Origin of the sequence: Pseudomonas sp. VA159-2 (genome assembly GCF_024126635.1) — a bacterium.
Lineage (GTDB): Bacteria > Pseudomonadota > Gammaproteobacteria > Pseudomonadales > Pseudomonadaceae > Aquipseudomonas > Aquipseudomonas muyukensis.
On record NZ_JAMYBV010000001.1, the window covers coordinates 273003 to 298441 of the forward strand.

General features: G+C 65.8%; 22 protein-coding genes. 6 read left to right on the forward strand and 16 right to left on the reverse strand.

The genetic code is table 11. From position 1 onward, the window contains the following. Positions 1 to 61: 61 nt before the first annotated feature. From NJG22_RS01205 to NJG22_RS01240, 8 genes are all read right to left on the reverse strand, one after another. Positions 62 to 496, reverse strand: a complete 435-nt coding sequence (locus NJG22_RS01205; protein WP_253091878.1) for a hypothetical protein — start codon at positions 494 to 496, stop codon at positions 62 to 64. Positions 497 to 844: 348 nt separating this feature from the next. Next, positions 845 to 1471: a LysE family translocator gene (locus tag NJG22_RS01210; RefSeq protein ID WP_134692356.1), complete on the reverse strand. Its 627-nt coding sequence runs from the start codon at positions 1469 to 1471 to the stop codon at positions 845 to 847. Between the two features lie 99 nt (positions 1472 to 1570). Further along, positions 1571 to 2770, reverse strand: a complete 1200-nt coding sequence (locus tag NJG22_RS01215) for a biotin carboxylase (protein WP_253091880.1) — start codon at positions 2768 to 2770, stop codon at positions 1571 to 1573. Further along, entirely contained in the window at positions 2767 to 4023 is a 1257-nt protein-coding gene (locus NJG22_RS01220; RefSeq protein WP_134692352.1) for an ATP-grasp domain-containing protein, read from the reverse strand. The genes NJG22_RS01215 and NJG22_RS01220 overlap by 4 nt, the downstream gene beginning before the upstream one ends. A 39-nt stretch (positions 4024 to 4062) precedes the next feature. Continuing rightward, complete coding sequence (locus NJG22_RS01225; protein WP_253091882.1) at positions 4063 to 5019, reverse strand: TauD/TfdA family dioxygenase; 957 nt, start codon at positions 5017 to 5019, stop codon at positions 4063 to 4065. A gap of 141 nt (positions 5020 to 5160) precedes the next feature. Further along, positions 5161 to 6999 (reverse strand): carbamoyltransferase, encoded by a 1839-nt coding sequence (locus tag NJG22_RS01230; RefSeq protein WP_253091884.1) that lies wholly within the window; start codon positions 6997 to 6999, stop codon positions 5161 to 5163. Beyond that, complete coding sequence (locus tag NJG22_RS01235) at positions 6996 to 9101, reverse strand: iron-containing redox enzyme family protein (protein ID WP_253091885.1); 2106 nt, start codon at positions 9099 to 9101, stop codon at positions 6996 to 6998. The genes NJG22_RS01230 and NJG22_RS01235 overlap by 4 nt, the downstream gene beginning before the upstream one ends. 112 nt (positions 9102 to 9213) lie before the next feature. Beyond that, on the reverse strand, positions 9214 to 10263 hold the full coding sequence (locus NJG22_RS01240) for a hypothetical protein (protein WP_253092070.1): 1050 nt from the start codon (positions 10261 to 10263) through the stop codon (positions 9214 to 9216). 656 nt (positions 10264 to 10919) lie between these two features. On the opposite strand from NJG22_RS01240, the gene NJG22_RS01245 reads away from it, so the two are divergent. Next, positions 10920 to 11915 (forward strand): alpha/beta fold hydrolase, encoded by a 996-nt coding sequence (locus NJG22_RS01245; RefSeq protein ID WP_253091886.1) that lies wholly within the window; start codon positions 10920 to 10922, stop codon positions 11913 to 11915. A 264-nt stretch (positions 11916 to 12179) separates the two neighbouring features. On the opposite strand, the gene gabP is transcribed toward NJG22_RS01245, so the two are convergent. Further along, positions 12180 to 13565 (reverse strand): GABA permease, encoded by a 1386-nt coding sequence (gene gabP / locus NJG22_RS01250; RefSeq protein WP_253091888.1) that lies wholly within the window; start codon positions 13563 to 13565, stop codon positions 12180 to 12182. Positions 13566 to 13991: 426 nt separating this feature from the next. On the opposite strand from gabP, the gene NJG22_RS01255 reads away from it, so the two are divergent. Continuing rightward, positions 13992 to 14885 carry a GNAT family N-acetyltransferase gene (locus tag NJG22_RS01255; RefSeq protein ID WP_253091890.1) on the forward strand — a complete coding sequence of 298 codons (894 nt, stop codon included), beginning with the start codon at positions 13992 to 13994 and terminating at the stop codon, positions 14883 to 14885. A 138-nt stretch (positions 14886 to 15023) separates the two neighbouring features. Here the strand turns inward: NJG22_RS01255 and NJG22_RS01260 are convergent, their stop codons facing one another. The 4 genes from NJG22_RS01260 to NJG22_RS01275 all read right to left on the reverse strand — a co-directional run bounded on the left by NJG22_RS01260 (position 15024) and on the right by NJG22_RS01275 (position 18489). Further along, a complete protein-coding gene (locus NJG22_RS01260; protein ID WP_253091892.1) occupies positions 15024 to 16034 on the reverse strand; it encodes an NAD(P)-dependent alcohol dehydrogenase in 1011 nt (336 codons plus the stop codon). Between the two features lie 329 nt (positions 16035 to 16363). After that, the gene (locus NJG22_RS01265; RefSeq protein ID WP_253091894.1) at positions 16364 to 16963 is read right to left on the reverse strand and encodes an HAD family hydrolase; all 600 of its coding nucleotides are present in this window, start codon (positions 16961 to 16963) and stop codon (positions 16364 to 16366) included. Continuing rightward, positions 16960 to 17829, reverse strand: coding sequence for an acyl-CoA thioesterase II (gene tesB, locus NJG22_RS01270; protein ID WP_253091896.1), 870 nt, complete (start codon positions 17827 to 17829; stop codon positions 16960 to 16962). The genes NJG22_RS01265 and tesB overlap by 4 nt, the downstream gene beginning before the upstream one ends. Before the next feature lie 90 nt (positions 17830 to 17919). After that, entirely contained in the window at positions 17920 to 18489 is a 570-nt protein-coding gene (locus tag NJG22_RS01275) for a GNAT family N-acetyltransferase (RefSeq protein ID WP_253091898.1), read from the reverse strand. Between the two features lie 173 nt (positions 18490 to 18662). Here NJG22_RS01275 and NJG22_RS01280 point away from each other — a divergent pair, with 173 nt between their 5' ends. From NJG22_RS01280 to NJG22_RS01290, 3 genes are all read left to right on the forward strand, one after another. Beyond that, a complete protein-coding gene (locus NJG22_RS01280; protein WP_253091901.1) occupies positions 18663 to 19349 on the forward strand; it encodes a histidine phosphatase family protein in 687 nt (228 codons plus the stop codon). Positions 19350 to 19473: 124 nt separating this feature from the next. Beyond that, positions 19474 to 20388 carry a histone deacetylase gene (locus NJG22_RS01285; RefSeq protein ID WP_253091903.1) on the forward strand — a complete coding sequence of 305 codons (915 nt, stop codon included), beginning with the start codon at positions 19474 to 19476 and terminating at the stop codon, positions 20386 to 20388. Positions 20389 to 20537: 149 nt separating this feature from the next. Beyond that, complete coding sequence (locus NJG22_RS01290; RefSeq protein WP_253091905.1) at positions 20538 to 21779, forward strand: TIGR03862 family flavoprotein; 1242 nt, start codon at positions 20538 to 20540, stop codon at positions 21777 to 21779. A gap of 69 nt (positions 21780 to 21848) precedes the next feature. On the opposite strand, the gene NJG22_RS01295 is transcribed toward NJG22_RS01290, so the two are convergent. Further along, positions 21849 to 23180 (reverse strand): DEAD/DEAH box helicase, encoded by a 1332-nt coding sequence (locus NJG22_RS01295; RefSeq protein ID WP_253091907.1) that lies wholly within the window; start codon positions 23178 to 23180, stop codon positions 21849 to 21851. A 55-nt stretch (positions 23181 to 23235) separates the two neighbouring features. Beyond that, positions 23236 to 24156 carry a drug/metabolite exporter YedA gene (yedA, locus tag NJG22_RS01300; protein ID WP_253091909.1) on the reverse strand — a complete coding sequence of 307 codons (921 nt, stop codon included), beginning with the start codon at positions 24154 to 24156 and terminating at the stop codon, positions 23236 to 23238. Positions 24157 to 24310: 154 nt separating this feature from the next. Between yedA and NJG22_RS01305 the strand changes: the two genes are divergently transcribed. Beyond that, the gene (locus NJG22_RS01305) at positions 24311 to 24766 is read left to right on the forward strand and encodes an Lrp/AsnC family transcriptional regulator (RefSeq protein WP_253091911.1); all 456 of its coding nucleotides are present in this window, start codon (positions 24311 to 24313) and stop codon (positions 24764 to 24766) included. A gap of 161 nt (positions 24767 to 24927) precedes the next feature. Here the strand turns inward: NJG22_RS01305 and NJG22_RS01310 are convergent, their stop codons facing one another. Beyond that, on the reverse strand, positions 24928 to 25404 hold the full coding sequence (locus NJG22_RS01310) for an NYN domain-containing protein (protein WP_134692319.1): 477 nt from the start codon (positions 25402 to 25404) through the stop codon (positions 24928 to 24930). Positions 25405 to 25439: the final 35 nt, after the last annotated feature.

The window sequence follows — 25439 nt, forward strand, 5'->3', positions numbered from 1 at the left end:
CTGTTCGACAACAGATGCGGGGGGGGGGGGGAGAACCCTCGCTCTCTGCATCAACCCAATCTCAGCACCGCTCCCACTGAGAAATGCCAGGGCGGTGCTCCGCACTGCCAGTGCGAATTAGGATGCAATGAAGCAGGCCCTGCCCATCGTAGCCGATGATGACATTATCACCCTCTTGGGCATGCTCCATAACTTGGTTGTTTTGGAAGTAGAGCCGATACTCGGAGCGAGTAGGATGTTCCTCGCGGGCATCGTACCAAGTCATTTTAGCCCGATCGGAAATGCTTTCACCTCGGACCGAGAACTGGGCACTGAATTCCGCCCGATCAGGCCCAAACACGTTTTTGAGCGCGGACACACCATTAAACTCATGCTGGTTTGAACGCTCAGGGCGAGCCTCCACCGCAGACAAGGTCTTGATACAAGCGGGGTTGAGCACTACTGGCCGACTCGACATTGCATTCCAATCCTTCTGAAACTCGAACAGGGGGTTCATCACCCAAGCCTTCTCAACTGGCAGCTTGGTGACTTTTCCTCAATTATATGATGGCAACCTGACCTCATTTCAAGGGCTTGCCGTAAAACGTTGCTGACGGAGGATTTTCGTTAGCTTTTTGTATCGGTCAGAGGGCTCTCGCCGAGAGCTGGTGGCCACCTGCGCGGCAAAGGCGTTCGGATCGATTGCAAACGGATGGCCGAACAGCGAACAGCATTCATATTGGTATTCCAAGCTGAAATCCATATAAATTTTCTCTATATATCAATAACCTACCGATAAAATTCAGATTACCCCGGCCCAATAAAAAAGACGCCAAATGGCGTCTTCCTAACTCCCCCCACCCCCTCAATCCAGCGGCTTCCTCAACAAAATATCCACCGCAAACACCCCCAACACCGCCCCAGACACCCACCGCTGTGTCCGCATCGCCGCAGGCCGGGCAGTCAGGAAGCGGCTCACCCGCGCCGCCGCCAACACAATCAACCCGTTCACCGTCACCGCAATGACAATCTGCACCAACCCCAGCTGCATGTACTGCTGCAAGGTCGACCCCACCGTCGGGTCGATGAACTGCGGAATCAACGCCGAATACATCAACGCGATCTTCGGGTTCAGCAGGTTGGTCACCAGCCCCATGGTGAACAATTTGCGCGGCGAATGCGGCGGCAGTTCCCGTGCCTCGAAAGGCGAGGCGCCGCGGACCATGTTCCAGGCCAGGTAACCCAGGTAGAAGGCGCCGGCAATGCGCACCACGTCATACGCCACCGGCACGGCCTTGAACAGCGCCGACAGGCCAAGCCCCGAGGCCACCAGGTAGCAGATGAACCCCAGCGCCACGCCGGCCAGGGAGATCATCCCGGCCAGGCGGCCCTGGGAAATCGCCCGGGATGTCAGGTAGACCATGTTCGGGCCGGGGGTCAAGACCATGCCCAGGGCGATGATCGCCACACCTATCAAATTCTCCAACGGCATCTCAACATGCTCCTTCGCATGGCTGGGTGGCCCAACGGCGCTGCAAGGCAGCGCCGCGGCCGGCATCGTTCAATGTAGCCGGGGCGCGCGGCGCGGCCCTCATGCTTGCAGGCTCCAGGCGTGGGACAACTGCGCGAAGATCGACTCGACATCGCGCTCCAGCGCCTGGCGGTCGAAGCTGCGCAGGCGCAGCCGGGTCTTCGCCCCTTCATAAACACCGCTGGCACTGCGCTGCAGCTCCTGGGGCTGCGACCAATACAGCGTGCCCAGGCCTGCGTCGGGCGTGCTGGCACGCCGGCCAATCACCCAGGCGCCGCGCTCGCCATGCAGCGGGCGGCCGTCGCGGCTGCGGCTGCGCGCCTGCTCGCGGTAGCGGCTGGAGGCCTCGGTCTGCAACTCCCAGGCAATGCCCACCAGGTCGATGTCGCGCACCTCGCGCCAAAGGAAGGGGATTTCCGCGCCGCCGACGCGGGCGCCGATCTCGAGAAAGCGCAAGGTGTCGCCGTCAGCGAACAGCTCCAGGTGAAAGACAATCTCGCGCCCTGGCGCGAACGCCGCCAGCAGCTCGGCGACGCGGCTGGCGATGCGGCGCTCGTCATCGCCTTCGGCAAGCTCGATGCTGCCCAGCGGGCTGTCCGGGCCGAAGTCGGCGCAGCTGTTCACGTAGCGCGATGCGGTCAGCACCACCACCTGCTCGCCATCCCACCAGCCATCCACATGCAGAATCGGCGCGGCGCAGAACACCTGGACCATCATCGGCTCTGGCTGCGCGTCCTGCAGCAGCGCCAGGTCCTGCGCCTGGCGCAGGATCCTGACGCCGCGGCTGGCGGTGCCGAAGCGGGGCTTGAGCACCAGGGGGTAGCCGTGGCGTTGCAGCAACTGGCGCACCCCCTGCGCGTCGTCGGCGGCCACCGCCGGCAGCACGGCGATGGCCGTCTGCCGGTTGGCCACCGCGAGCATGCTGAGCTTGTCGCGAAAGCGCTCGACCCAGGCCGGCGCGTCACCCTGGATGGCCCAGCGCTCGCGGATCGCGGCGGCATTGAGCAGGTCGCCTTCGTTCAACGCCACCACGCGCTCGGGCACGCCGTACTGGGCGATCACTCGCCCAGCCTCGGCCATGACCGCGTCGGCATCGTCCAGCGAGGCCAGCGTCGAGCTCGACGCCAGCCGCGCGGCCGGCAGCGAGCCGAGTGACTCGGGCGTGCAGATCGCCCGAATCACCCTGCCAACGGGCAGCTCATACTCGTCGTAGAGTGCCTGGCGCCCTACCCAGCGATGCAGGCAGAGCACGTAGCTCATGCCTGGGGCTCCTGGATGAAGTGCACGGCGGCGACCAGTTCATCGCCGATGCGCACCGCGTCCTCGCGCGAGGTGCCGGTGGCCAGCACATAACCGGAAACGCAGTCGGCCACGGTGTCCAGCGGCGGGATCACATCGCCTTCGTGCTTCTGGATGACCACCGCGCGCTCGGCCTCGCCCAGCTCGAACAGGAACGGCAGGAACACCAGCGGCGTCTCGCCTGGGCGGGTGTGGCGCACGTCGACGTCAGGCTTGAGGTCGAGCTCGACCTTGCGCACCTTGCCCGGGGTCGGCACGAAGAACTGGATCGCGGCGCCGGCCTTGGGCTCTGGCGACTCCAGCGGCAGTTCGTCGATGCCCAGCGGCACGGTGAGGAACATGCGGTTCAGGTCCAGGCCGAAGGCGCGGCGCACCAGTTCCGGGGCGCCGGAGCCGGCCAGGCGGGCATGGGACTCGAGCACGCGCGGGCCCTTGGCGGTGAGGACGAACTCGCTGTGCGACGGGCCCTCTTCCAGCTCCACCGCGTCGAGCAGGCGGCAGGTCATGTCCTTGAGCTCGGTGAGCCACTGCTTGGCGTCGGTGCTGGGGGTGCTGACTTCCCACTCGACGTACTTGTCGTTCATGCGGTACTGCGAGTAGCCGATCGGCAGGTGGCGGCGCTTGAAGGAGAACGAGTCGACGCTGACCACCGGGCCGTCCAGGTACTCTTCGATGATGATGTGGCGCACCTCGGCGTCCTTGAGCGCCTGCCAGGCACGGGTGGCGCTGGCGGCATCCTCGCAGGGGTGGATGTGCAGGCTGGCGACGCCTTCGGCCGGCTTGAGCACCGAGCGGCCATGCTCGGCGACGAACGCGATGGCGTCCTCGGCGCAGGTGACGTGACGGAAGGCCACCGGGCTCAGGTCGTGCTTGGCCAGCAGCTCGCGCATGGCCACCTTGTCCTTGAGCAGGTGCGCGGTCTTGTAGGAAACACCGGTCAGCTTGAAGTGGTCGACCACCTTGCCGGTGGACTCGCCCGCCACCTCGGTGGTGGTGATGATGCGCTCGAACGGGCGCTCGCGGTGCAGCGGCTCGAGCACCTTGATGATCGCCTCGGCATCGTCGATGCGGGCATGCACCACGCGCTCGCAATGGCTGACGATCTCCTGCTCGTAGTCACCTTCCTGGTGCACCAGCACGACATCGATGCCCATTTCCTTGGCACCGTGGATAGGCGCCGGACGGCCACCGATAACTGCAATACGCTTGTTCATGCAAACTCCTTGTTCGTCGTGAGATTTGTCAGCAAAGCATCAGCTGCCGTAGACCCGGCGCAACCAGCGCGCCTGGCCATCGGGCAGGGGTTTGAACGCCTTGCGCCGATGCAGCACGCGGGCGTTCTTGAAAATGAAGAAGTCACCGGGCTGCAGCACCAGCTCTATGCCCTGGATGTCCTTGAGCACCTGGCGCAGCAGGCTGAGCGCGGCCTGGGCGGGCGCGGCGCTGGCGCTGACGATGCCGTCGTCGAAGCGCAGCCGATAGCCGTTGGCGCCACGCTCGAGAATCGGCATCACCCGTTGCTCGCCGTCATGGCCTTCGTTGGAGGCCGGCGCGCCGAAGGCGAAGGCCGGCTGGCTGAGTTCCTCGATGGCCCAGGCCGGCAGGCATGACAGCACATGGTCGACACAGACGATGTCGGTGGAAGCCTGCTCGTGGTTACGCACGGCGATGAACGCCAGGTAGTTGGGCACGCTGCGGGCGACATCGCTGGCCTGGTCGTCGAATGGCCAGTTGGGGTTGTCGGTATGCCACGAGAAATCCACATCCGCGCCCCAGGAGCTGGTGGTGCCCGCCGCTTGCGCCACCGGCACCACATTGCGCACCAGCTTGCCGTGGTTCTCGTACTCCACGGCGTGGGAGCGCACCCCCAGCAGGTTGAGCATGCCGAAATGCAGCAGGTCGAAATCCAGCACGCACTGGGCATCGGGCAAGAACCCGTTGCTCGGCGACGGCACCGCGGTAGACAGCCCAATGCCGCGCAACAGCAGGGCCTTGTGGCTGCACCCGGCAAACCCGCGGATGCTCTCGACCAGGGTCGGGCCAAGCAGCGAGCGCAGCCAGTCGGCGCCCACCGCGCCGACGTTATCGGCGCGGTGCGGCATGCTGGCCAGGCGTTCGCGACAGGCGGCCAGCCCGGACAGGTCGGCATCGCTCACGGTCAGCACCTGGACCACCGAGGCCTGGTGCACATCCAGCGCCATGAGGCTCATGATTGGCGCTTCAGGTAGGACGTGACCTTGGGATCCGGACGATGGGCAAACCGCGCGCTGCGCCGGAACAACACACCGAGAGGCAAGATCAGGTAGAGCAGAACGTATTCCATGTTGCACCTTCCCTAGTAGATGAAATGTTCAGTCCAGCGGCACGGTCTCGCGCCAGTCGACCGCTTCCTCGAACTGTGGCTGCTGGGCTTTCTCGAGGTAGAAATCGCCGATGGCCAATACGTCCATGTTGGTGCGCATGAAGCAGCGGTAGGCCTCGAACGGTGTGTTGACGATGGGCTCGCCACGCACGTTGAACGAGGTGTTGACCAGCGCCGGGCACCCGGTGCGCTGGTGGAAGCGTTCGAGCAAGGCGCGAAAACGAGGGTTGCGCTCGCGGTCGACGGTCTGCACCCGCGCCGAGAAGTCGACATGGGTGATCGCCGGCAGGTCGCTGCGCACCACCTTGAGCAGGTCGATGCCGGTCAACTGCGCCTGGTGCCCGGGCACGCTCTTGCGAATCGCCTGGGCCACCGGCGACACCACCAGCATGTAGGGGCTCTCCTCGACGATGTCGAAGCAGTCGGCCGCGCGCTCGGCCAGCACCACCGGGGCGAACGGGCGGAACGACTCGCGGAACTTGATGCGCAGATTCATCGTCGACTGGGTGTCGGAGCGTCGGGGGTCACCGAGGATCGAGCGGTTGCCCAGCGAGCGCGGACCAAACTCCATGCGCCCCTGGAACCAGCCCACCACGCCGCCTTCCTCCATGCTCAGGATCACCCGGTGGTCGAATTCCTCCTGGCTCAGCTGCTGGTACACGGCGCCGCATTCATCCAGTTCGGCGCGGATCTGCTCGGCGCTGTACTGTGGCCCGAGCAGCGAGCCGCTCATGCCATCGACCGCCTCGGACAGTTCGCGCTGGCTGACCTGGCGCTGCCGGCGATCGGTGAGCAACGCCGCCCCCAGCGAGCCGCCGGCATCACCGGCAGCCGGTTGAATCCACAGGCGCTCGAAGGTCCGCTCGCGGGACACCACGCCGTTGGCCACGCAGTTCAGGGCCACGCCACCGGCCATGCACAGGTTGCGCTCGCCGGTAAGCGCGCGGGCGGTCTTGGCCAGGCGCGAAACGATCAGCTCGGTGACTTTCTGCACCGAGGCCGCGAGGTCGAACTCACGCTCGGTCAGCGGCGCCTCGGGCAGACGCCGCGGGCCGCCGAACAAGCGCACGAAGGCTTCGCCGGTCATCACTTCACCGCGGATGAACTCGAACTTGGTCCAGTCCAGGCGGAAGCTGCCGTCGGGCTTCACATCGATCAGCTCGGCGAGGATGCGCTCGGCGTACACCGGCTTGCCATAGGGCGCCAGGCCCATGAGCTTGTACTCGCCGGAGTCGACCTTGAAGCCGCAGAAGTAGGTGAACGCCGAATAGAGCAGGCCAAGCGAATGCGGGAACGAAAGCTCCGCGACTTTCTCCAGGCCCTCGGGCTTGCCGTGCCAGAGCGTGGTGGTGGCCCATTCGCCGACGCTGTCGATGCACAGGATCGCCGCCCGTTCGAAGGGGCTGGGGAAGAAGGCCGAGGCGGCGTGGGAGGCATGGTGGCCATGCACCTCGATGCGTCGGTCGGCGCGGTCGCCCATCTCCTTGAGGTGGCGCAGCACTTCACGGTCCATGCGCCGCTTGGTGGTGAGCCAGTCGGCCAGTACCGGGGCGTAGGTGCGCACCGCCGACAGGCCTGCGACCGCCGCGGTGGACAGCACCCGGCGAAACTTCAGGGCCGGGTCCTCGTAGTAGGCCACGTGGTCGACCTGGTCCAGGCGCAAGCCGGCCTCGGCCAGCACGTAGGCAATGGCCTGGCGCGGGAACCCTGGGTCGTGGCGGATGCGGCTGAAGCGTTCTTCCTGGGCTGCGGCGACGATGCGGCCATCGATCACCAGCGTGGCCGCGCTGTCGTGGTAGAAGGCGGAGATGCCGAGTGTGCAGGTCATAGCAGCGACCTCATGGTTTCCTTGAACTTGTCCAGCATGGTGTCCTCCCTGGGTGGATTGAGCGCGACGTATCCGGTACGGATACGCGCCCATAGTTCGTCGCGGTCGCGTGTGGAAAATGCGCTGAGGTAAGCGTCCAGGCTGGCGGCAGCCCAGGCGCTGTGGCCGGTGGAAATGTTGTCGATGGCGTTGTGCAGGTCGACGAACAGGGTCGGGTAGCCATAGGCGACCAACGCCTTGTGGGTGCGCCGGTAGCCACCGCCCACGCCGGACAACTCCATCGCCAGGTTGAGCCCGAGGATTTCCGGGCAGTAGCTCTGGGGATAGCGGCCGATGGCCAGCCAGAACACCGGCAGCTCGAAGTCCTCGTCGGCGAAACACTCGGCAGCGGCGTAGCCTGGCGCGGCGGTGGCCGGTAGCTCGCCATGCACCGCCCGCAGCAACTGGCGGTAGATCACTGGGTGGTTCTGTGCCTCGAGGCCGTTGCCCAGCTCGTCGTACAGGGTCTCGAACAGGCGGCTGCCAAAAGCCGAGGCCGCCAAAGACGGATGGGCGAAACCGGCCAGCCAGGCGCCGTCGATCATGGTCAGCGGCGCCAGGGCGACGATGTCGGCAATCACCTCTTCGCGGCTGGGCAAGTCCTGGGGCTGCTCCAGCGCCTGGTTGGACAACGCGTGCTGCTGTTGCAGCCACTCGCGCAGCACGCCCGGGGCCCAGTGTTCGGGTAACGGGCAGCGGCCCTTGGCCACCCCGCGGGCGGCCTTGACCAGCCAGCGGTTGACGTAGTGCCGGGCATGGTTCTGCTCGGCCGGGGTCAGCTCGACGTGCAGCAAGCGCGGGTAGGCTTGGCGCGGTGCCAGGCGAGTCGCCAGGATCGGCGCCTCGACCTCCTCGCCCAGCAGCCCGGCCAGCAGGCCATCATCCTTCCACAGCGCGCGTGCCGGCTGTGGCTGAGGCTGTTCGGCGTAAGGCAGCCCGGCGATCCAGCGCTCGAGGATGGCCAGATCGTCGCGGCTGAATATGCGGAACATCTTGCCTCGCGGCGATACCAGGGTGGTCAGCAACGGGCTGCCTTGCGGGTTGCCGGCGCGGACAAAGGCACTGGCGGCCAGATGCTCGAGAAACCGCAGCGAGTCATCCTCCTCCAGCAGCGAGCGCATCGGCACTTTGTTCAAGCGGGTTTTCTCGTGGTACTGGCAGGCATCCGGGCGTCGCCGGCTGATCAGGTCGCGGGCGGCCTCGCGGGGGTCGAGCCAGCGCTCCAGCACGGCGAGCAGCGCGGTGTTCGCCGACTCGACCTGCCAGCGCGCCCAGCAATACCCCTGGCGCATGCCTTGCTGGGCCCCGGGCCCGGCCTGGGCGAGGTACTCGCGTACCGCGACCTCGGCCAGCGCCGCCAGGTCCTGCGCCGAACCGGACGGGTCGCGGCGCAGGTCGAGCAGGCGCTCGCGCTCAGGCTGCCCGTCGGCGATGAAGGCGAACATCGGCAACACGCCACAGTGGCGCAGGTAGAGGTTGGCCCCGAGGATCTGCGGCAACAGCGACTCGGGAAAATGCCCGAGCAGCACCAGCATCGCCGCCAGGTTGAACGCGCCGTCGCACACACTGGAATCGTCACCGATGGCCTGGGGATCCTCGCCGGCATCCGCCGGCGCCAGCTCACGCATCAGCTCGCGATAACGCTGGATACGACTGGCGCCGGGCCGGCCACCGCCAACATCCAGCGCATGGAGCTGCAACATGGCCATGGCATAGCGCGCTTCGTTGTTCCAACTGGCGCAGACGGCGTGGATCAGGTGCTGGCTGCCAAGCAACAGCGGCGCGGCCTCACGCACGGCCTTGGCGCGCAGCAGCTGGCCCTCGTGCTCGCCAAGACGCTGCTGCAGCCGCCGCCAGCCCTGGCCGACGGCCTGCAAGCGCTGGGCGGCGTCCGTGGCCAGGCCGGCCAGCTGCTGCGGGCAGGCAAAATCGGCCTCGACCTGCGCGGCGCCGGGCGCGGCGGCGAGGCAGGCGCGCAGGCTGGCGGATGAACACATGCGCCGGGCCTGGTCACCCGACTCGGCGCCGAGCAGGCTGGAAAATAACTGCCGATGGCTGTTCATCAGTGCATTGGATAAATAGAGGAATTGTTCTTTTTCTTGGACTTCTTCTTGCGCTTGAAGAGCGATCCGAGGGCCTGGCGAATACGTTTGAACATGGTTTTTTCCTCACATGTCATTGCAGATGGTGATGAATGGCCTGCGCCACTACATCGTTTCCAAGGTCGGTAAAGTGCGCGCGGTCGACAAAGAACCATTCATCCGCCGGGCGCGCTTGCAGCGCGTCGACCAAGTTGCTGAACGGGATGCCCAGGGCATGGCAGCCGCTGGCGAGTTTGTCCGCATACTGGGCAGCCACCGCCGGGTCGGAAATATCACCGTACAAGTGTTGCCATGTCCCCAGCCGGGAAATACGGTCCAGTTCGTCAAACAACTTCTGTTCTTCGGCGCAGGGTGAACGCACCCAGGTCGCCAAGGGTTGCATGACGAAGGAAAGTTCCGCACCCAGCGACTGCGCCAGGCACTTCCAGGTTTTCAGGCAGTTCAGCGTATCGGCCGTGGCCCGCGCCAGGGTCTGCGCCACAGGTGGCACCGCGGTGGTTTCATTGGGCCACTTGGGAAGTTTTGCCGGTGGCAGTTTCGCCCCGTGCTCCTCGGCGATCTCGTCGAACTTCTCGTAATAGTCGCCGCAGAAATAAAACGCTGGCAGTTCACCGCGGACGAACTCTGGCAGGCGCGCCATCACCAGGGTGTTGAAGCCCCCCATGACCACGATCCGGCGGATCTTCGGCAGCCGGTGCATATGCAGCATGAACAGCGTCAGCTCTTGGGTGGCGTTGAAGCAGTGGCCGGCAAAATTCAGCCAGGGGGTGCCTTGCGGGTCATGCGCCGCCAGCCGGCTCACCACCGAGGTGGCATCGCTGGAAGCCCCGTAGCCCAAGGCCGGCGACGCGCCGACAAGAATGTTTACCGGGCCATCGGCACAGTATTGGAGCTGGCCGGCACTGATCGCCCGGCCTTGCTTGTCGTGGGCGAAGCGAAAGCCCAGGCGGTCGGTGTTGATCGACGCCGATTGATAGCCCGCGGCATTGAAGCTCATGACATAGGGCAGGTATTGCGAACGGCCGCGATTGGCGAAACGGTCGTAATCGAGCATTTGCGGCGTAAGTTTTACGCGCTCGAGCGAGGGATCATCAAGCGCAACGGGTTTGCGACTCTTGAACATGGTCAAGCCACTCCATTGGATTACAATTCATTCCATTAACGGCGCTGCTTTTATTGCGGGCAAACAATAGCCGTCAAAGTATCGATCTACTTTTTTCGAGCACCCAGCACTTACCAACCCTGCCCCAGCGGGCACGGCAGACTAAGTTTCAGGCACGAGGCGGCCCCACGTCTTTTTGTGAAAAGTCAGTGGTCACGCGATAAATGGGCAGGATTAACTAAAAGGCAGGGTGTGGCGAAAAGGAGGCGTGGTGAGCGGCTATCCGTGCAAGGAAATCCATACTGGAAGCAGTTGTTTTTATTTTCAGGTGCTGCCAAAGACATCCAAGCATTATCATTATCCCTTGTTATATTTTCTTCGGTTCCAACCGAAGCGACGCTCAGGCCACCGATTTTTGAGGAGCCTGCGGCAGCTGTCAATACGTGCAAAGTCGCATTTCATCGATTAAATGAAAAGTTCACGTTCAGTGCACAGGTGCAACCACTCAAATGAATAACATTGCGCTTGCGAAACACACCATTGATTAGCTAAAGCGCTCATGTAACATTCAGATGACATCACGCCTGCGGCAAAAGCATCAGTTCGCCACTATTAAATACGCCTGGCCTCGATGCTTGGCCACCGCCTGACCCGCCCTTGCGAAGGAGCCCACCAGGATGCGCGTCAGCTGCACCATGAAGACCTGGGGCATGGCCCTGCTGCTGAGCCTGTTCAGCAGCGCCACCTTGGCGGCGGCGCAAGTGCTGCAGCTTGGCCGGGCCCAGCCCTACGATTTGCTTGCCTACAGCAATGCCGACCCGCTCCGCCCCGAGCTGGCCGAACGTGCCGTGGTGATCGTCCACGGCGTGCGCCGCAATGCCCAGGACTACTACGCTGGCGCGCAGCAGCTGCTGGCCAACGCCGGGCTCGGCGGCTCGGCCGTGTTGCTGATCGCGCCCAACTTCCTCAGCGTCGACGATTCGCCTGCCACCGAGGCCATGCCGCTATGGCCCAAGGACCAGTGGATGCAAGGCAGCGAATCGAGCGCCGGTCGCCGCGGCATCGCCACCTTCAGCGTGCTCGACGACCTGCTGGCCTACCTGGCCGACAGCAGGCGCTTCCCGCGTCTCAAGGAGGTCGTGCTGATCGGCCACTCGGCCGGTGCCCAGCTCATGCAGCGCTACGCCGTGCTGGGCAAGGCGGTCGCGGGCCTGCCGGTGCGCTATGTGATCTCCAGCCCGTCCTCGTACCTGTACCTGGACGCCAATCGGCCAACGCCCACGGGCTTCGCAGCGCTACCGGGCAAGCAGTGCCCGGGCTACAACCAGTATCGCTATGGCCTGGAGCAGCCTCCCGCCTACCTGGTCAGCCAAGGCCTGGATGCCAAGCAGTTGTTTCGCCGCTATGCGGCGCGCAACGTGACCTACCTGGTGGGCGAACGCGATACCCATGCTGCCAGCCGCATCATGGACCACAGCTGTGGGGCGCAGGCACAGGGGCGCAACCGCGTCGAGCGCCAGCTCGGCTACCTGCGTTACGAGGGGTTTCTTTCGCGCGCCTGGGCTGTCGACATCGCTCATCGGCAGTTCGTGGTGCCCGGGGTCGGGCACAATGCCACGCACCTGCTGGCCAGCCCGCAGGTAGCTCGCTGGCTGTTTCCCGGCGAGCATTAGGGGCCAGATAGAAGGCCCCACCTGCGGCCTCGGTCCGTAGGAGCCAGCTGCTGGCGAAGCAGGCGACGCGGTGCCTGGCACCGGCTGCGCCGGTGTTCGCCGGCAAAGCCGGCTCCTACGCAGAGCAACTGCCCTTGCCCTGTAGGAGCCAGCCTTGCTGGCGAACCAGGCAACGCGGTACGCAGAGCAACTGCCCGTGCCCTGTAGGAGCCAGCTTTGCTGGCGAACCAGGCAACACGGTGGATGGCACCGGCGCCTACAGGGTCATGCTTGGGCTGCCACGCTACGGCCGTGGCCACGGCTGGTGACGATGCCGAGGAAGGAAATCACGATCGCCAGGCTCAAGGTCGCGGTCACCTCGGCGCGGTGCTCCTCGGTGAACATCATCACCGCCAAGGCGCCGCTGATGAACAGGATCACCGCCCAGGTCAGGTAGGGGAACAGCCACATGCGAAACTTCAGGTTGGCGTTCTCGCGCTCCAGGCGCCCACGCATGCGCAGCTGCGAAACGGCGATCACCAGGTACACCAGCAAGGCGATGGCGCCGGAACTGGCCAGCAGGAACTCGAACACGCCCTTGGGCGCGAAGTAGTTGAGGATGGCGATGGCCGCGCCGATCAGCGTGCTGCCGAACACCGCCGCGCGCGGCACGCCAACCTTGGAGGTGTGCTTGAGCATGGCCGGGGCGTCACCACGCTTGGCCAGCGAATACATCATTCGCGAGGCGATGTAGATCGATGAGTTCATGCAACTGGTCACCGCGATCAGCACCACGAAGTCGACCATCAACGCAGCGTTGGGGATGTTCATGATTTCCAGTGCCCGCTGGTACGAACCCACCACGGCCAACTGCGGATCGTTCCACGGCACCACCGAAATGATCACGAAGATCGACAGGATGTAGAAGGTGCTGATGCGCCAGATCACCGAGCGGGTGGCCTTGGCGATGTTGCGCGCCGGGTCGCTGGACTCGGACGCCGCGATGGTCACCGCCTCGGTGCCGATGAAGCTGAACATCACGGTGATGAATGCCCCCACCACCGCCGACCAGCCCTTGGGCGCGAAGCCGCCGTGCTCGTCCATCAAGCTGCTCAGGCCGCTGACCTCGCGCGCGGGCAGCCAGCCCATCAGCGCGGCGAAGCCCAAGCCGATGAAGCCGAGGATCGCGGTGACCTTGAGAATGGCGAACCAGAACTCGAACTCGCCGTACTTGGCCACGCTGAACAAGTTGGTGCAGGCCAACAGCAGCACCGAGCCCAGGGCGAAGATCCAGCTGTCCACCTGGGGGAACCAGGCATTGAGCACATGCCCGGCGGCCAGCGCCTCGATGGGGATCACCAGCACCCAGAACCACCAGTACAACCAGCCGATGGTGTAGCCGGCCCAGCGGCCGATGGCCTGGTCGGCATAGGTGGAAAACGAACCGGTGTCGGGGTGAGCCACGGCCATTTCGCCGAGCATGCGCATCACCAGCACCACCAGGGTGCCGGCCACGAAATAGGAAAGAATGGTGGCGGGCCCGGCGGCCGCGATAGCGTGGCCGGAGCCTACGAAAAGTCCGGCACCGATGATGCCGGCGATCGACAGCATCGTTACATGACGTGGCTTGAAACCTTGTGCAAGGTTGCCATCAGTTCCCACGGTGTTCATTGATATTGTTCTCTTTTTGCGGACACAAGGACGGGATGGGCAGGCGTAGGCGAAACAGTATCTCCTTGAAAAACAATAAGAATGACACGTCGCTCACGCTCTGTTGTTGACCTTGTTCACGCTTTCACAGAGCAACGCACCGGCGATTTCGGGTTCATTTAAGCCCCCCGGGCGGTAGGAAAATTGTTCGAGAACGTCCCATAGGTGCGCGATCACGACACCCCATGCTTGATCGCGGCAGATGTCGCGTTCGGCTTGTCCGTTTGCGTCAATCCGGGTCGCGCCAGGGGTTCCCTCGTCAAGAATGGCTGGCGATGAGCACGCTGCCGGCACTGTCTCGGGGCAAGCCCGCCGCACAAAGCCTTACAGTTTTACAAACGCGCGGCAGGTAACGTTCATCCCACTTCACCGACAGCAAGGGATGCCATGACCGTCATTCTCGATGACCCCAGCCTGCGACTGGTCGAGCACTACCGCGACGACCCGCACCTGCGCGGCGCACTCAACGCCCTCACCCGGCAGACCTACGGCTTCGATTTCGAAGCCTGGTATCAGGCCGGCTTCTGGCCGGACGACCACCAGCCTTGCTCGCTGGTGCGCCAGTGCCAGATGCTGGCCAACGCCTCGAGCAACCGGCTCGACTTCAGCCTCGACGGCCAGCACCTGCGCACGGTGCAGATCGGCACGGTGATGACCGCGCCCGAGGCCCAAGGCAATGGCTACAGCCGCTACCTGATGGAGCGCCTGGTATCGCGCTGGGCCGAGCGCTGCGACCTTTTGTACCTGTTTGCCAATGGCACGGTGCTGGAGCTGTACCCCAAGTTCGGTTTTCGCCGGGTACTCGAGCATGAGCACTACCTGCCGTGGTCGGCCTCCCCGCGTGCCAGCAGCTTCAAACCGGTCGACCTCGATGACAGCGATCAACGCCGCCATTTCATGGCCACGGTCGCCAGCAGTTGTCCACAGGCACGCTTGAGCCTGCAGCCCCATGTGTCGCAGACCATGTTCTATTGCCTAGGCCCCTACCGCGAAGCGTTGCTCTATTCGACGGCGCATGACGCCTATGTGGTGGTGGAGCACGAGCAGGGGCGGATGCTGCTGGCCGAGGTGTACGGCACGCGACCGGTGGTGTTGCTGGCGCTGATCGGGGAACTGGTGCGCGACACGACCCGCGAGGTGGTGCTGGGCTTCACCCCGTTGCAGGTCGACGGGTTCGCCACCCGGGTTGTGGATAACGACGATGCGTTGTTCGTCTGGGGTGCGACCGCCACCGCCCTGGACGCGCAGCCGCTGATGTTCCCACTGCTCTCACATACCTGAAGCGCTCCTTTTTGTAGGAGCCAGCCTTGCTGGCGAACCAGGCGCCGCGGTGTCTGCCACCCGCCGCGCCGGTGTTCGCGGCCCGCTCCTCCGGGGGTTACGCCAGCAACGCCCACGACCCGCAAGCCATCTGCGGCATCACCAGGTCAGGCAGATCTTGCCGAAATGCCGGTTGCTCTCCTGGTAGCGGAACGCCTCGACGATCTGCTCCAGCTCGAAATGCTTGTCCACCACCGGCCGCAGGCCATTGGCGTCGATGGCGCGGACCATCGCCTGCTGCTGCGCCCGGCTGCCCACCAGTACCCCTTGCAGGCGGATCTGCCGCACCAGCGCCTGGACCAGCGGCAACTGCCCGGCGACCCCGGTGAGGATGCCGATCAACGACACATGCCCACCGATGCGCGCGGCGATCATCGATTGCTCCAGAGTGGCCGGGCCGCCGACTTCGATCACATGGTCCACGCCACGGCCGGCGGTGAGCTCACGCACTTTGTCGCCCCAGGCCGGGGTGGATTGGTAATTGATCAGGTGGTCCGCGCCCAGCGCCTTGAGGCGCTCGAGCTTGGCATCGCTGGACGAGGTGGCGATCACCGTGGCACCGGCCAGCTTGGCGAACTGCAAGGCGAAGATCGACACGCCACCGGTGCCCTGCACCAGCACGCTGTCACCCGGCTTGAGGTGGTCATCGCTCATCAGCGCGCGCCAGGCGGTCAGCCCGGCAGTGGTCAGGGTCGCCGACTCGGCATGGCTGTAGCCTTGGGGGGCATGGGTGAAGGAGGTGGCGCGGGCGGTCACCTGCTCGCGGGCGTAGCCGTCGATGCCATCGCCCGGCACGCTGGCGAAGCCTTCGACCTGGGCCTGGCCGTCGAGCCAGTCGGGGAAGAAGGTGCTGACCACCGCGTCGCCGACCTGGAACTCGCTGACACCCGCGCCCACCGCGATGACCTCGCCGGCACCGTCGGCCATGGGGATGCGTCGCTCGCTGGGGCCCCACATGCCGCTGACCACGGCGAAGTCGTGGTAGTTGAGGGAGCTGGCGTGCAGGCGCACGGTGATCTCACCGGCCTTGGGCGCGGCGGCCTCACTGGTGCCGACCTGGACCTTGTCGTAGCCGCCGCCGGGCTGGATGTAGATGGCTTTGCTGCTCATGAGAGGCGTCTCCATCGGGGGGAAAGGTGCAGTGCAGCTTAGACAGGTCTTCAGCCTGGTGTGCGGGCATCGCCAATGGCGAACCGACACGGTCCCTGTATAGGAGCGGCTTTAGCCGCGAACACCGGCGTAGCCGGTGCCCTCCTGCGCGTTGTCTGGTTCGCCAGCAAGGCTGGCTCCTACGGGTGTTGCAGGCCGTAATCGTTGCGAACACCGGCATAGCCGGTGCCATCCACCGCGTCGCCTGGTTCGCCAGCAAGGCTGGCTCCTACGGGTATTGCAGGCCGAAAGCGTTGTAGGCGAACACCGACGCCAGGAAAAATCCAGTGTCACTGAGCGTCCAGCAGCAACCCCTTCAGCGCCCGGCAGTCCGCCGCATGCCAATCGGTCAAATGCGGCCAGGGATTGTCCGGCAGGTTCACCAGCACGGTGCGGGTGCCAGCGGCGCGGCCGCAATCGAGGTCGAAGCGGTAGTCGCCAACCATCACCATCTCGCCAGGCGCCACGCCCCAGGCCCGGGCAATCTGCAGCAGCCCATCCGGGCTGGGCTTGGGCGCGGCCTCGTCACGGCCAAGAATCTGCTCGACCGGGAAGCACTCGGCCAGGCCGATGGCTTGCAGGGTCACGTGGGCCAGCTCGCGGGCGTTACGGGTGAGGATCGCCAGCCGGCAATCGCGCGCGGCCAACTCACGCACCAGCTCCACCGCCCCGACCGCGGCCTGCGAGGCCAACGCCAGGTCGCGCTCGTGCTCCAGCAGCCAGGCGTGCTTGGCCGCCGCCTCGTCCGCCGGCAACGCGGCCAGGTGGCTGAGGATGTCGTGCGCGGCCGGGATGCCCAGGGCTTGGCGAATGGCCGCGAAATCATGCACGGCCACGGTCAGGGTGCCGTCCATGTCGAACACCCAGTGACGGATATCGCCCAGGCTCATGCCCAGTCCTGGCGATGGCGGATCAGCCCTTCCTGGGTCGACGAGGCCACCAGCTGCCCGGCGCGGTTGAAGATGCTGCCGCGGCAGAAACCACGGGCATTGCCGGCCCAGGGGCTGTCGGTGGCGTACAGCAGCCATTCGTCGGCGCGCAGGTCGCGGTGGAACCACAGCGAGTGGTCGAGGCTGGCGATCTGCATGTCCTTCTGCCACACCGAGCGGCCATGGGGCAGCAGCGAGGTGGTCAGCAGGCCGAAGTCCGAGGCGTAGGCCAGCAGGTATTTGTGCAGCGCGGGGATGTCCGGGAGCGTGCCGTCGGCACGGAACCAGGCGTACTTGACCGGGTCGCCCGGCTTGGGGTCGAACGGGTCGCGCTCGGTCACCGGGCGGATCTCGATGGGCTTGGCGCACAACACCTTCTCGCGGATGCGTTCGGGCAGCTTGTCGGCCAGCTTGCGGGCCAGCTCGACCTCGCTGGGCAGGTTCTCCGGGCCGACCACATCAGGCATCTGCGCCTGGTGCTCGAAACCCGCTTCGTCGTACTGGAACGACGCGCTGCAGGTGAAGATCGGCTGGCCCTTCTGGATCGCCGTCACCCGCCGGGTGCTGAAGCTGCCGCCATCGCGCACGCGGTCCACCGAGTAGACCACTGGCATGCTGGCATCGCCTGGGCGCAGGAAATAACCATGCAGCGAATGTACATGGCGCGCGTCCTCGACCGTCTGGCTGGCCGCCGACAACGACTGGCCGAGCACCTGGCCACCGTACAGCTGGCGAAAGCCAAGGTCCTGGCTGCGTCCGCGGAACAGGTTCTCCTCGATGGACTCGAGGCTCAGCAAATCGACCAGATCGTCGAGTACATGGCTCATGGGCATCTCCTGGCAAGGCGTCACGGTGCTGTTATGTCGGCAAATGATACAAGGTTTGTCATACAACCCGTCGATTGGATGGCCCTGCACTCAACCGCGCTGGTTCTCTTGCCAGCAGGCGCGGTCAATGCGGTACAGCACATGCGGGCGCAACGGGTCCCCCGCCGGCAGGCGTGGGTGTTCGAAGCTGCCGGCCGGGTCCTGGCGCATGCCGATGGCTTGCATGACTTTCTGCGAGGGCACGTTGCTGGCGGTGGTGAACGACACCACCTCGTCAAGCTGCAACTGGGCGAAGGCGCAGCGCAGGCAGGCCCACGCCGCCTCGCTGGCAAAGCCCAGGCCCCAATGGCGACGGGCCAGGCGCCAGCCGATCTCCACGGCCGGGGCAAAGGCGGCGTCGAAGTTGACGTTGAGCAGCCCGGTCATGCCGATGAAGGCACCGCTGTCCTTGCGCTCCAGGGCCCACAGGCCGAAGCCGTACTCGTTGAAGTGGCCGCGGATCCGGCCGATCAGCGCGGCGGCCTCGACCCGCGTCATCGGTGCCGGGAAGTAACGCATCACCTGTGGGTCGGCGCACAGCGCGGCGAATTCGCGCAGGTCGTCGTCCTGCCATTGGCGCAACACCAGGCGCGGGCTTTCCAGTTCGAGGATGGGGGGCATCGCAGGGCTCCAGAATCGCAGTGCGCCAGTGTACAGCGTAGGCCGATCCGCGCGCTCGTACCCAGAGCGATGCTTTTTTCACATCGGCTTCACCGCCCTCCGACAGCCGGCTGCGCAGAATGCCGGCAGACACCGCGGCCACCGTCGACGCCGCACTGCCATCGGAGTGACGCATGCTTCCCAGCAACACCTTGCCCAACCCGGCCATCCTGGCCCACCCTCGGCGCCGCCGTTCGCCCATGACCCTCGGCGCCGCCTTCGGCCTGGTTCTGGCCCTGGTCGGCGGCGGGGCGTGGCTAGCGACGAGGACACCCATCGTGAACCTTGGCAACGAGCAACAATTGAACGACAGCGGCCTGCTGCAAGCCTGGAAGGACGGCGCGGTGATCGTGATGATCCGCCACGCCGAGCGTTGCGACGCGGCCCCCGGGCCGTGCCTGGAGGCGCATGCCGGGATCACCGTGGCCGGCAGCCAGGCGGCGCAGCGGGTCGGCCAGGGGCTGCACGAACTGGGGCTCAACGGCGCCGACCTGCTCAGCAGCCCCAAGCTGCGCACCCGCCAGACCGCGCATTTCATTCTCGGCCAGGCGGTGGCCAGCGCAGACTGGCTGGGCACCTGCGACCCGCAGTTCCCCGCCGAAGCCATGGCCCACAAGCGGCCGGGGCACAATTTGGTGCTGGTGACCCACAACGGCTGCATCGACCATTTCGCCCGCCAGCAGCATGTCCCCGGTGGCGAGCGTGCAAGCGGCTATGCCAGCGCGCTGTTCGTCTCGCTGGATGGCAGCGGCAAGGCGCGTATTCTCGGGCGCCTGAACGAGCCGGACTGGCAGCGGGTGCTGGCCTCCAGCGGCCGCTGAGCTCCCCGTAGCCAGCCTTGCTGGCGAACCAGGCGGCAAGCCGGCGCCTGCCCCGCTCGATTGCATTGGCATCGGCGCCAGCAATGCTGGCAAGATCGGCACTCGCCCTCACCGCGCCGACACCATGCTCCTGCCGCTGATCTACCACGACGACTACAGCCCTGAATTTCCCCCCGACCATCGCTTCCCGATGGACAAGTTCCGCCTGCTGCGCGATCACCTGGTGGACAGTGGCCTGACCACCGATGAGGCCTTGCTGCGCCCGCAGGTCTGCCCCAATGACATCCTCGCCCTGGCCCACGACCGCGGCTACATCGAGCGCTACATGAATGGCGAGCTGTCCCGCGAGGACCAGCGCCGCCTGGGCCTGCCCTGGAGCGAAGCCCTGGCCCGGCGCACCGTGCGCGCGGTCGGCGGCTCGCTGCTGGCCGCCGAGCAGGCGCTGCAGCATGGCATCGCCTGCCACCTGGCCGGCGGCACCCACCATGCCCATTACGATCACCCCGCAGGTTTTTGCATCTTCAACGACCTGGCGGTGATCAGCCAGTACCTGCTGCAGGCCGGGCGGGTGCAGCGGGTGCTGATCTTCGATTGCGACGTGCACCAGGGCGACGGCACCGCGCGCATCCTCCATGACACCCCCGAGGCGGTGACCGTGTCGCTGCACTGCGAGCAGAACTTCCCGGCGCGCAAGGCCCACAGCGACTGGGACATCCCCCTGCCGCGCGGCATGAACGACCAGGCCTACCTCAAGGTGGTGGAAGACGCGCTGAACTACCTGCTGCCGCTGTACCAGCCCGACCTGGTGCTGTACGACGCCGGGGTCGACGTGCACCAGGACGATGCCCTGGGTTACCTGCAGTTGACCGACGCGGGCCTGGCCGCCCGCGACGAGCACGTGCTGCGCCAGTGCCTGGGCCGTGACATCCCGGTGGTGGGGGTGATCGGCGGTGGCTACAGCAAGGACCGCCTGGCCCTGGCCCGGCGCCACGGCATCCTCCATCACAGCGCCGCGCGGGTCATGGGTTGTTCACAATGACTGTGGAACCGCCTGTGGATAACCTGCGGGAAAGCCGCGCCAGCCCTTTAACTGCCTGAGCTGCAAAGAGTTGATCATTTTTTGAGCAGTACCTGGGCAGGGCGCGCTGGGGTAGAATGCGCGTTCTTTTCCACAGCCTGTCGCCCACCATGAACGATCCCCGCCCCAGTTCCCGTCCCCTTGTCGCCGTGATCGGTGGCGGCCCTGCCGGCCTGATGGCCGCCGAGGCCCTGGCCCGACGCGGGGTGGCGGTCGAGGTGTTCGACGCCATGCCCTCGGTGGGTCGCAAGTTCCTGCTGGCCGGGGTCGGCGGCATGAACATCACCCATTCCGAGCCCTACCCCGCCTTCGTCGGCCGCTACGCCGAACGCCAGGGCGACATCGACGCGCTGCTGCGCGGCTTCGACGCCCAGGCCCTGCGCCAGTGGATTCACGGCCTGGGCATCGAAACCTTCGTCGGCACCTCGGGCCGGGTGTTCCCCCGCGACATGAAGGCCGCGCCGCTGCTGCGCGCCTGGCTCAAGCGGCTGCGCGAGGCCGGGGTAGTTATCCACACCCGTCACCGCTGGCTCGGCTGGAACGCCGACGGCACCTTGCAGATCGCTTATCCACAGGGTGAATTGCAGCTGCGCGCCGACGCCGTGGTGTTGGCCATGGGCGGTGGCAGCTGGGCGCGCCTGGGGTCGGACGGCGCCTGGACGGCGCTGCTGGCCGAGCGCGGTGTGGATATCTCGCCGTTGCAGGCGAGCAACTGCGGCTTCGAGGTGGCGGGCTGGAGCGACCTGCTCCAGCGCAAGTTCGCCGGCGCGCCGCTGAAGAACATTGCCCTGGCCGTGCCGGGCAGCGCGCCGCGCAAGGGTGAGTTCATCCTCACCGCCCAGGGCGTGGAAGGCAGCCTGGTGTATGCCTGGTCGGCGCGGTTGCGCGAGGCGATCAACCGCGACGGCCAGGCGAGCTTGCTGCTCGACCTGCTGCCGGACCGGCCTGTGGACAAGATTGCCCAGGCCCTGGCCAAGCCCCGGGGTTCGCGGTCGATGGCCAAGCACCTGCAAGGCCAGCTGGGTATCGACGGGGTGAAGGCTGCGCTGTTGCGCGAGCTTACCGACCCGGCGACCTTCGCCGAGCCCCAGCGGCTGGCGGTGGCGATCAAGGCATTGCCGATCACCCTGGTGCGCGCGCGGCCGCTGGACGAAGCGATCAGCAGCGCAGGTGGCGTGCGTTTCGAAGGATTGGACCCAGGCTTGATGCTGACGGGCTTGCCCGGGGTGTTCTGCGCCGGCGAGATGCTGGACTGGGAGGCGCCGACCGGCGGGTACCTGCTGACGGCGTGTTTCGCCAGTGGTTTGCGCGCGGGAAATGCTGCGGCGGATTGGCTGATGCGCCCGGCGTAAGGCCCTGTTGCCAGCAAGGTCGGCTCCTACGCAGTCACCTGCAGGAGCCGGCCTTGCCGGCGAAGCGCTTCAGGGCTTGCGCTTGCCCGGCTTGGCACCGAAGCTCGGGACCTTGCGCACCGCTTTCACCGGCGGCTGCGCAGCGCCGCCCTCGGCGCTGTCCATCCAGCGCCCCAGGCCGCGCTTGGCGCTGTTCTCCTTGGGCTTTTTCGGCTTCTTCGGTTTTTTCACCACCTGGCCGCTGGCGTCGATCTGCGGCACCCGGTGGTCGGGGATGAAGTCCGGTTCTTCATGGCGCGGCAACTGCTGGCGAATCAGCGTCTCGATCGAGGCCAGCAGGTTCACCTCATCGGCGCACACCAGCGAAATCGCCTCGCCCTTGTTGCCGGCACGGCCAGTGCGGCCGATACGGTGCACATAGTCCTCGGCGACAATCGGCAGGTCGAGGTTGACCACCAGCGGCAGGTCGTCGATGTCCAGGCCGCGGGCAGCGACATCGGTGGCCACCAGCACCTGGATCTCACGGGCCTTGAAGCTGTCCAGCGCCCGCTGGCGGGTCGCTTGCGGGCGGTCGCCGTGGATGCCGTCGGCATTCACGCCCTCGGCCAGCAGGCGCTCGACCAGTTGGTCCACGCCATTGCGGGTCTTGGCGAACACCAGCACCTGCTTCCAGCGCTGCTTGCGCATCAGGTGGATAAACAGGTCGGCCTTGCGCTTTTTATCCACAGGCACCAGCCATTGCTTGACCGTGGTCGCGGCGGCGTTGCGGGGGCTCACTTCGATGCTCAGCGGATCGTTCAGCGCAAGGCCGGCGAGCATGCGGATCTGCTCGGAGAAGGTGGCGGAGAACAGCAGCGTCTGGCGCTTGCGCGGCAGCGCGGCGTACACCGCCTGCAACTCTTCGGCGAAGCCCAGGTCGAGCATGCGGTCGGCTTCGTCGAGCACCAGGGTCTGCACCTGGCCGAACTTGATGGCGTTCTGACGGAACAGGTCCAGCAACCGCCCTGGGGTGGCCACCAGCAGGTCGACGCCACGACGCAGGCGCATCATCTGCGGGTTGATGCTGACCCCGCCGTATACCGCATAGGTGGACAGCGGCAGGTTCTCGGCATACTCGCGCACATTGGCGTGCACCTGCTCGGCCAGCTCGCGGGTCGGCACCAGCACCAGCGCGCGGATCGAATTGCTGGCCACCTTCTCCCCTTCCAGGGCCAGGCGCTGCAACACCGGCAGGGCGAAGCCGGCGGTCTTGCCGGTACCGGTCTGGGCCGCGGCCATCAGGTCGCGGCCGGCGAGCACGGCGGGAATGGCCTTGGCCTGGACCGGGGTGGGAGTGGTGTAGTCCAGCGTCTGCAGGGTACGCAGCAGCGGTTCGATCAGGCCGAGTTGGGCGAAGTTCATGGCAATACCGTCAGGGGGTTCAGCGAAGGCGGCAAGTTTACCGCAACGTCCCTGCCTACTTGCACATTTCGCCTTTCAACGCTGCTGGCGGCTGTGGCGCCTTGCGCCATTGCGGCAGGCCGATCAGCACCACCGCGCCGATGATCACCGCCATGGCCACGCACTCTTCGGCGCCGATCTGCTCGCCGGCGAACAGAATCCCCAGCAGCACCGCCACCGCCGGGTTGACGTAGGCATAGCTGGTGGCCGCCGCCGGGCGCACGTGCTTGAGCAGGTACATGTACGAGCTGAACGCCAGGATCGAGCCGAAGAACACCAGGTAGGCCAGCGCGCCCCAACCGGCGGCGGTGGGCATCTGGGTCAGGCGCTCGCCGCTCACCGCGCTGCCGATCAGTAACGCGGCGCCGCCCACCAGCATTTCTGCGGCGCTGGCCATGGCGCCCTGGGGCAGCGGCAGGCTCTTGCTCCACACCGAACCAAAGGCCCAGGCCGCCGCGGCGAACAGGATCAGCGCCGCGCCCATGGGGCTGGCCTGCAGGTTGGAGCCCAGGTTGAGCAGGCCGATGCCAAGCAGGCCGAGGACGATCCCAGCCCACTCCAGGCGTGAGTTGCGATGGCCGAACAACAACCCGAACACCAGGGTGAACAGCGGCACGGTAGCCACCGCCAGGGCGGCCACGCCCGAGGCCACCCCTGCGTGCTCGGCCAGGGTCACACCGCCGTTGCCGCAACTGAGCAGCAAGAAGCCAATGGCCCCGGCCGCGCGCCATTGCGGCCAGGTCGGCGCCGGCGCCCCGCGCCAGCGCAAGAAGCCATAGAGCAGGCTGCCGGCGATGACGAAGCGCACCCCGGCCATCAGCATCGGCGGCCAGGACTCCACGCCGATGCGAATGAACAGGTAGGTCGAGCCCCAGACCAGGTACAGGGCAAGGAAGGCACCGACAAGCAACAGCGGGAAGCGACGAGAGGCAGGCATGACGAAGGGCTCGAAATCCGTTTACGGGTGACTTAGTTTAGAAAGGGTCACCGGCAAACTTAAGTTACAAAACGGCTTTAAAACACCAAAACACTTTCTAATGAATGGTTGTGCACGCGCTTTACCATCGATTGCAAAGCCACCAGGAATCGTCATGGACAAATACGACCGCATGCTCCTCGCCGCCTTGCTGGAAAACGGCCGGGCCACCTACGCGCAGCTGGCGCGCCAGGTCAACCTGTCGGCCCCGGCGGTGGCCGAGCGGGTGGCCAAGCTTGAGGCCAGCGGGGTGATCAGCGGCTACACCGCCAAGGTCGACCTGGAGAAGATCGGCCTGCCGATCCAGTGCGTGATCGAACTGCGCCTGGCCAGCCATGGCAACCAGCAGGCCTACGAGGCATTGGAGAAGATCCCCGAGCTGACTGAGTGCCACCGGGTAACGGGCGACCCCTGCGTGATCATGCAGGCGGCGGTGGCGTCGATGGGTGAGCTGGAAGCCTTGATCAACCGGGTGTCGCAACTGGGCTTCAGCAAGACCTCGATCATCCTCTCGAGCGCGGTGCAGCGGCGGGTGCCGCTGGGGCATCTGGACAACAAATCGAGCCGATAGCCGGTGCCGTCGAGGGTGATACCGCGGCGCCTGGTTCGCCAGCAAGGCTGGCTCCTACAGGTATTGCAGGCCGTAACCGTTGTAGGAGCCGGCTTGCCGGCGAACACCGGCATCGCCGGTGCCAGCCTCCGCGGCGCCTGGTTCGTCAGCAAGGCAGGGGGTCAGCGCAGCAGCAGCTTGCCCTCGATCGGCACGTAGCGGCTGGCCGCGCGAATCACCGACAGCGCGGTCAGCCCCGGCACGCCGTACACCACGGTTTCCACGCCGTGGCGCTGCATCGCCCGCTCCAGCAACAGGTCGAAGTCACCGTCGCCGGAAGCCAGTACCACCTGGTCGACCCGCGCCGCTGCCTCGATCACATCCAGGGTGATGCCGACGTCCCAGTCGCCCTTGGCCGAACCGTCGGCACGCTGGATATAGGGCTTGAGGCGCACCTCGAAGCCGAGGTTGCGCAAGATCTGCTGGAACTGTTGCTGCTTGCTGTCGCCGCGGTCGATGGCATAGGCCAGCGCCTCGACGATCTGCCCTTCGCGGCTGACCTCGGCCCACAGCGCGGCATAGTTGAAGTGGCAGCCATGGCCCTGGCGAACCGTGTAGTAGAGGTTCTGCACGTCGGCGAACAGCGCGATTTTCTTCACCTGGGGCTCTCTCTGGCAGTGGAGCAGTATCGCCG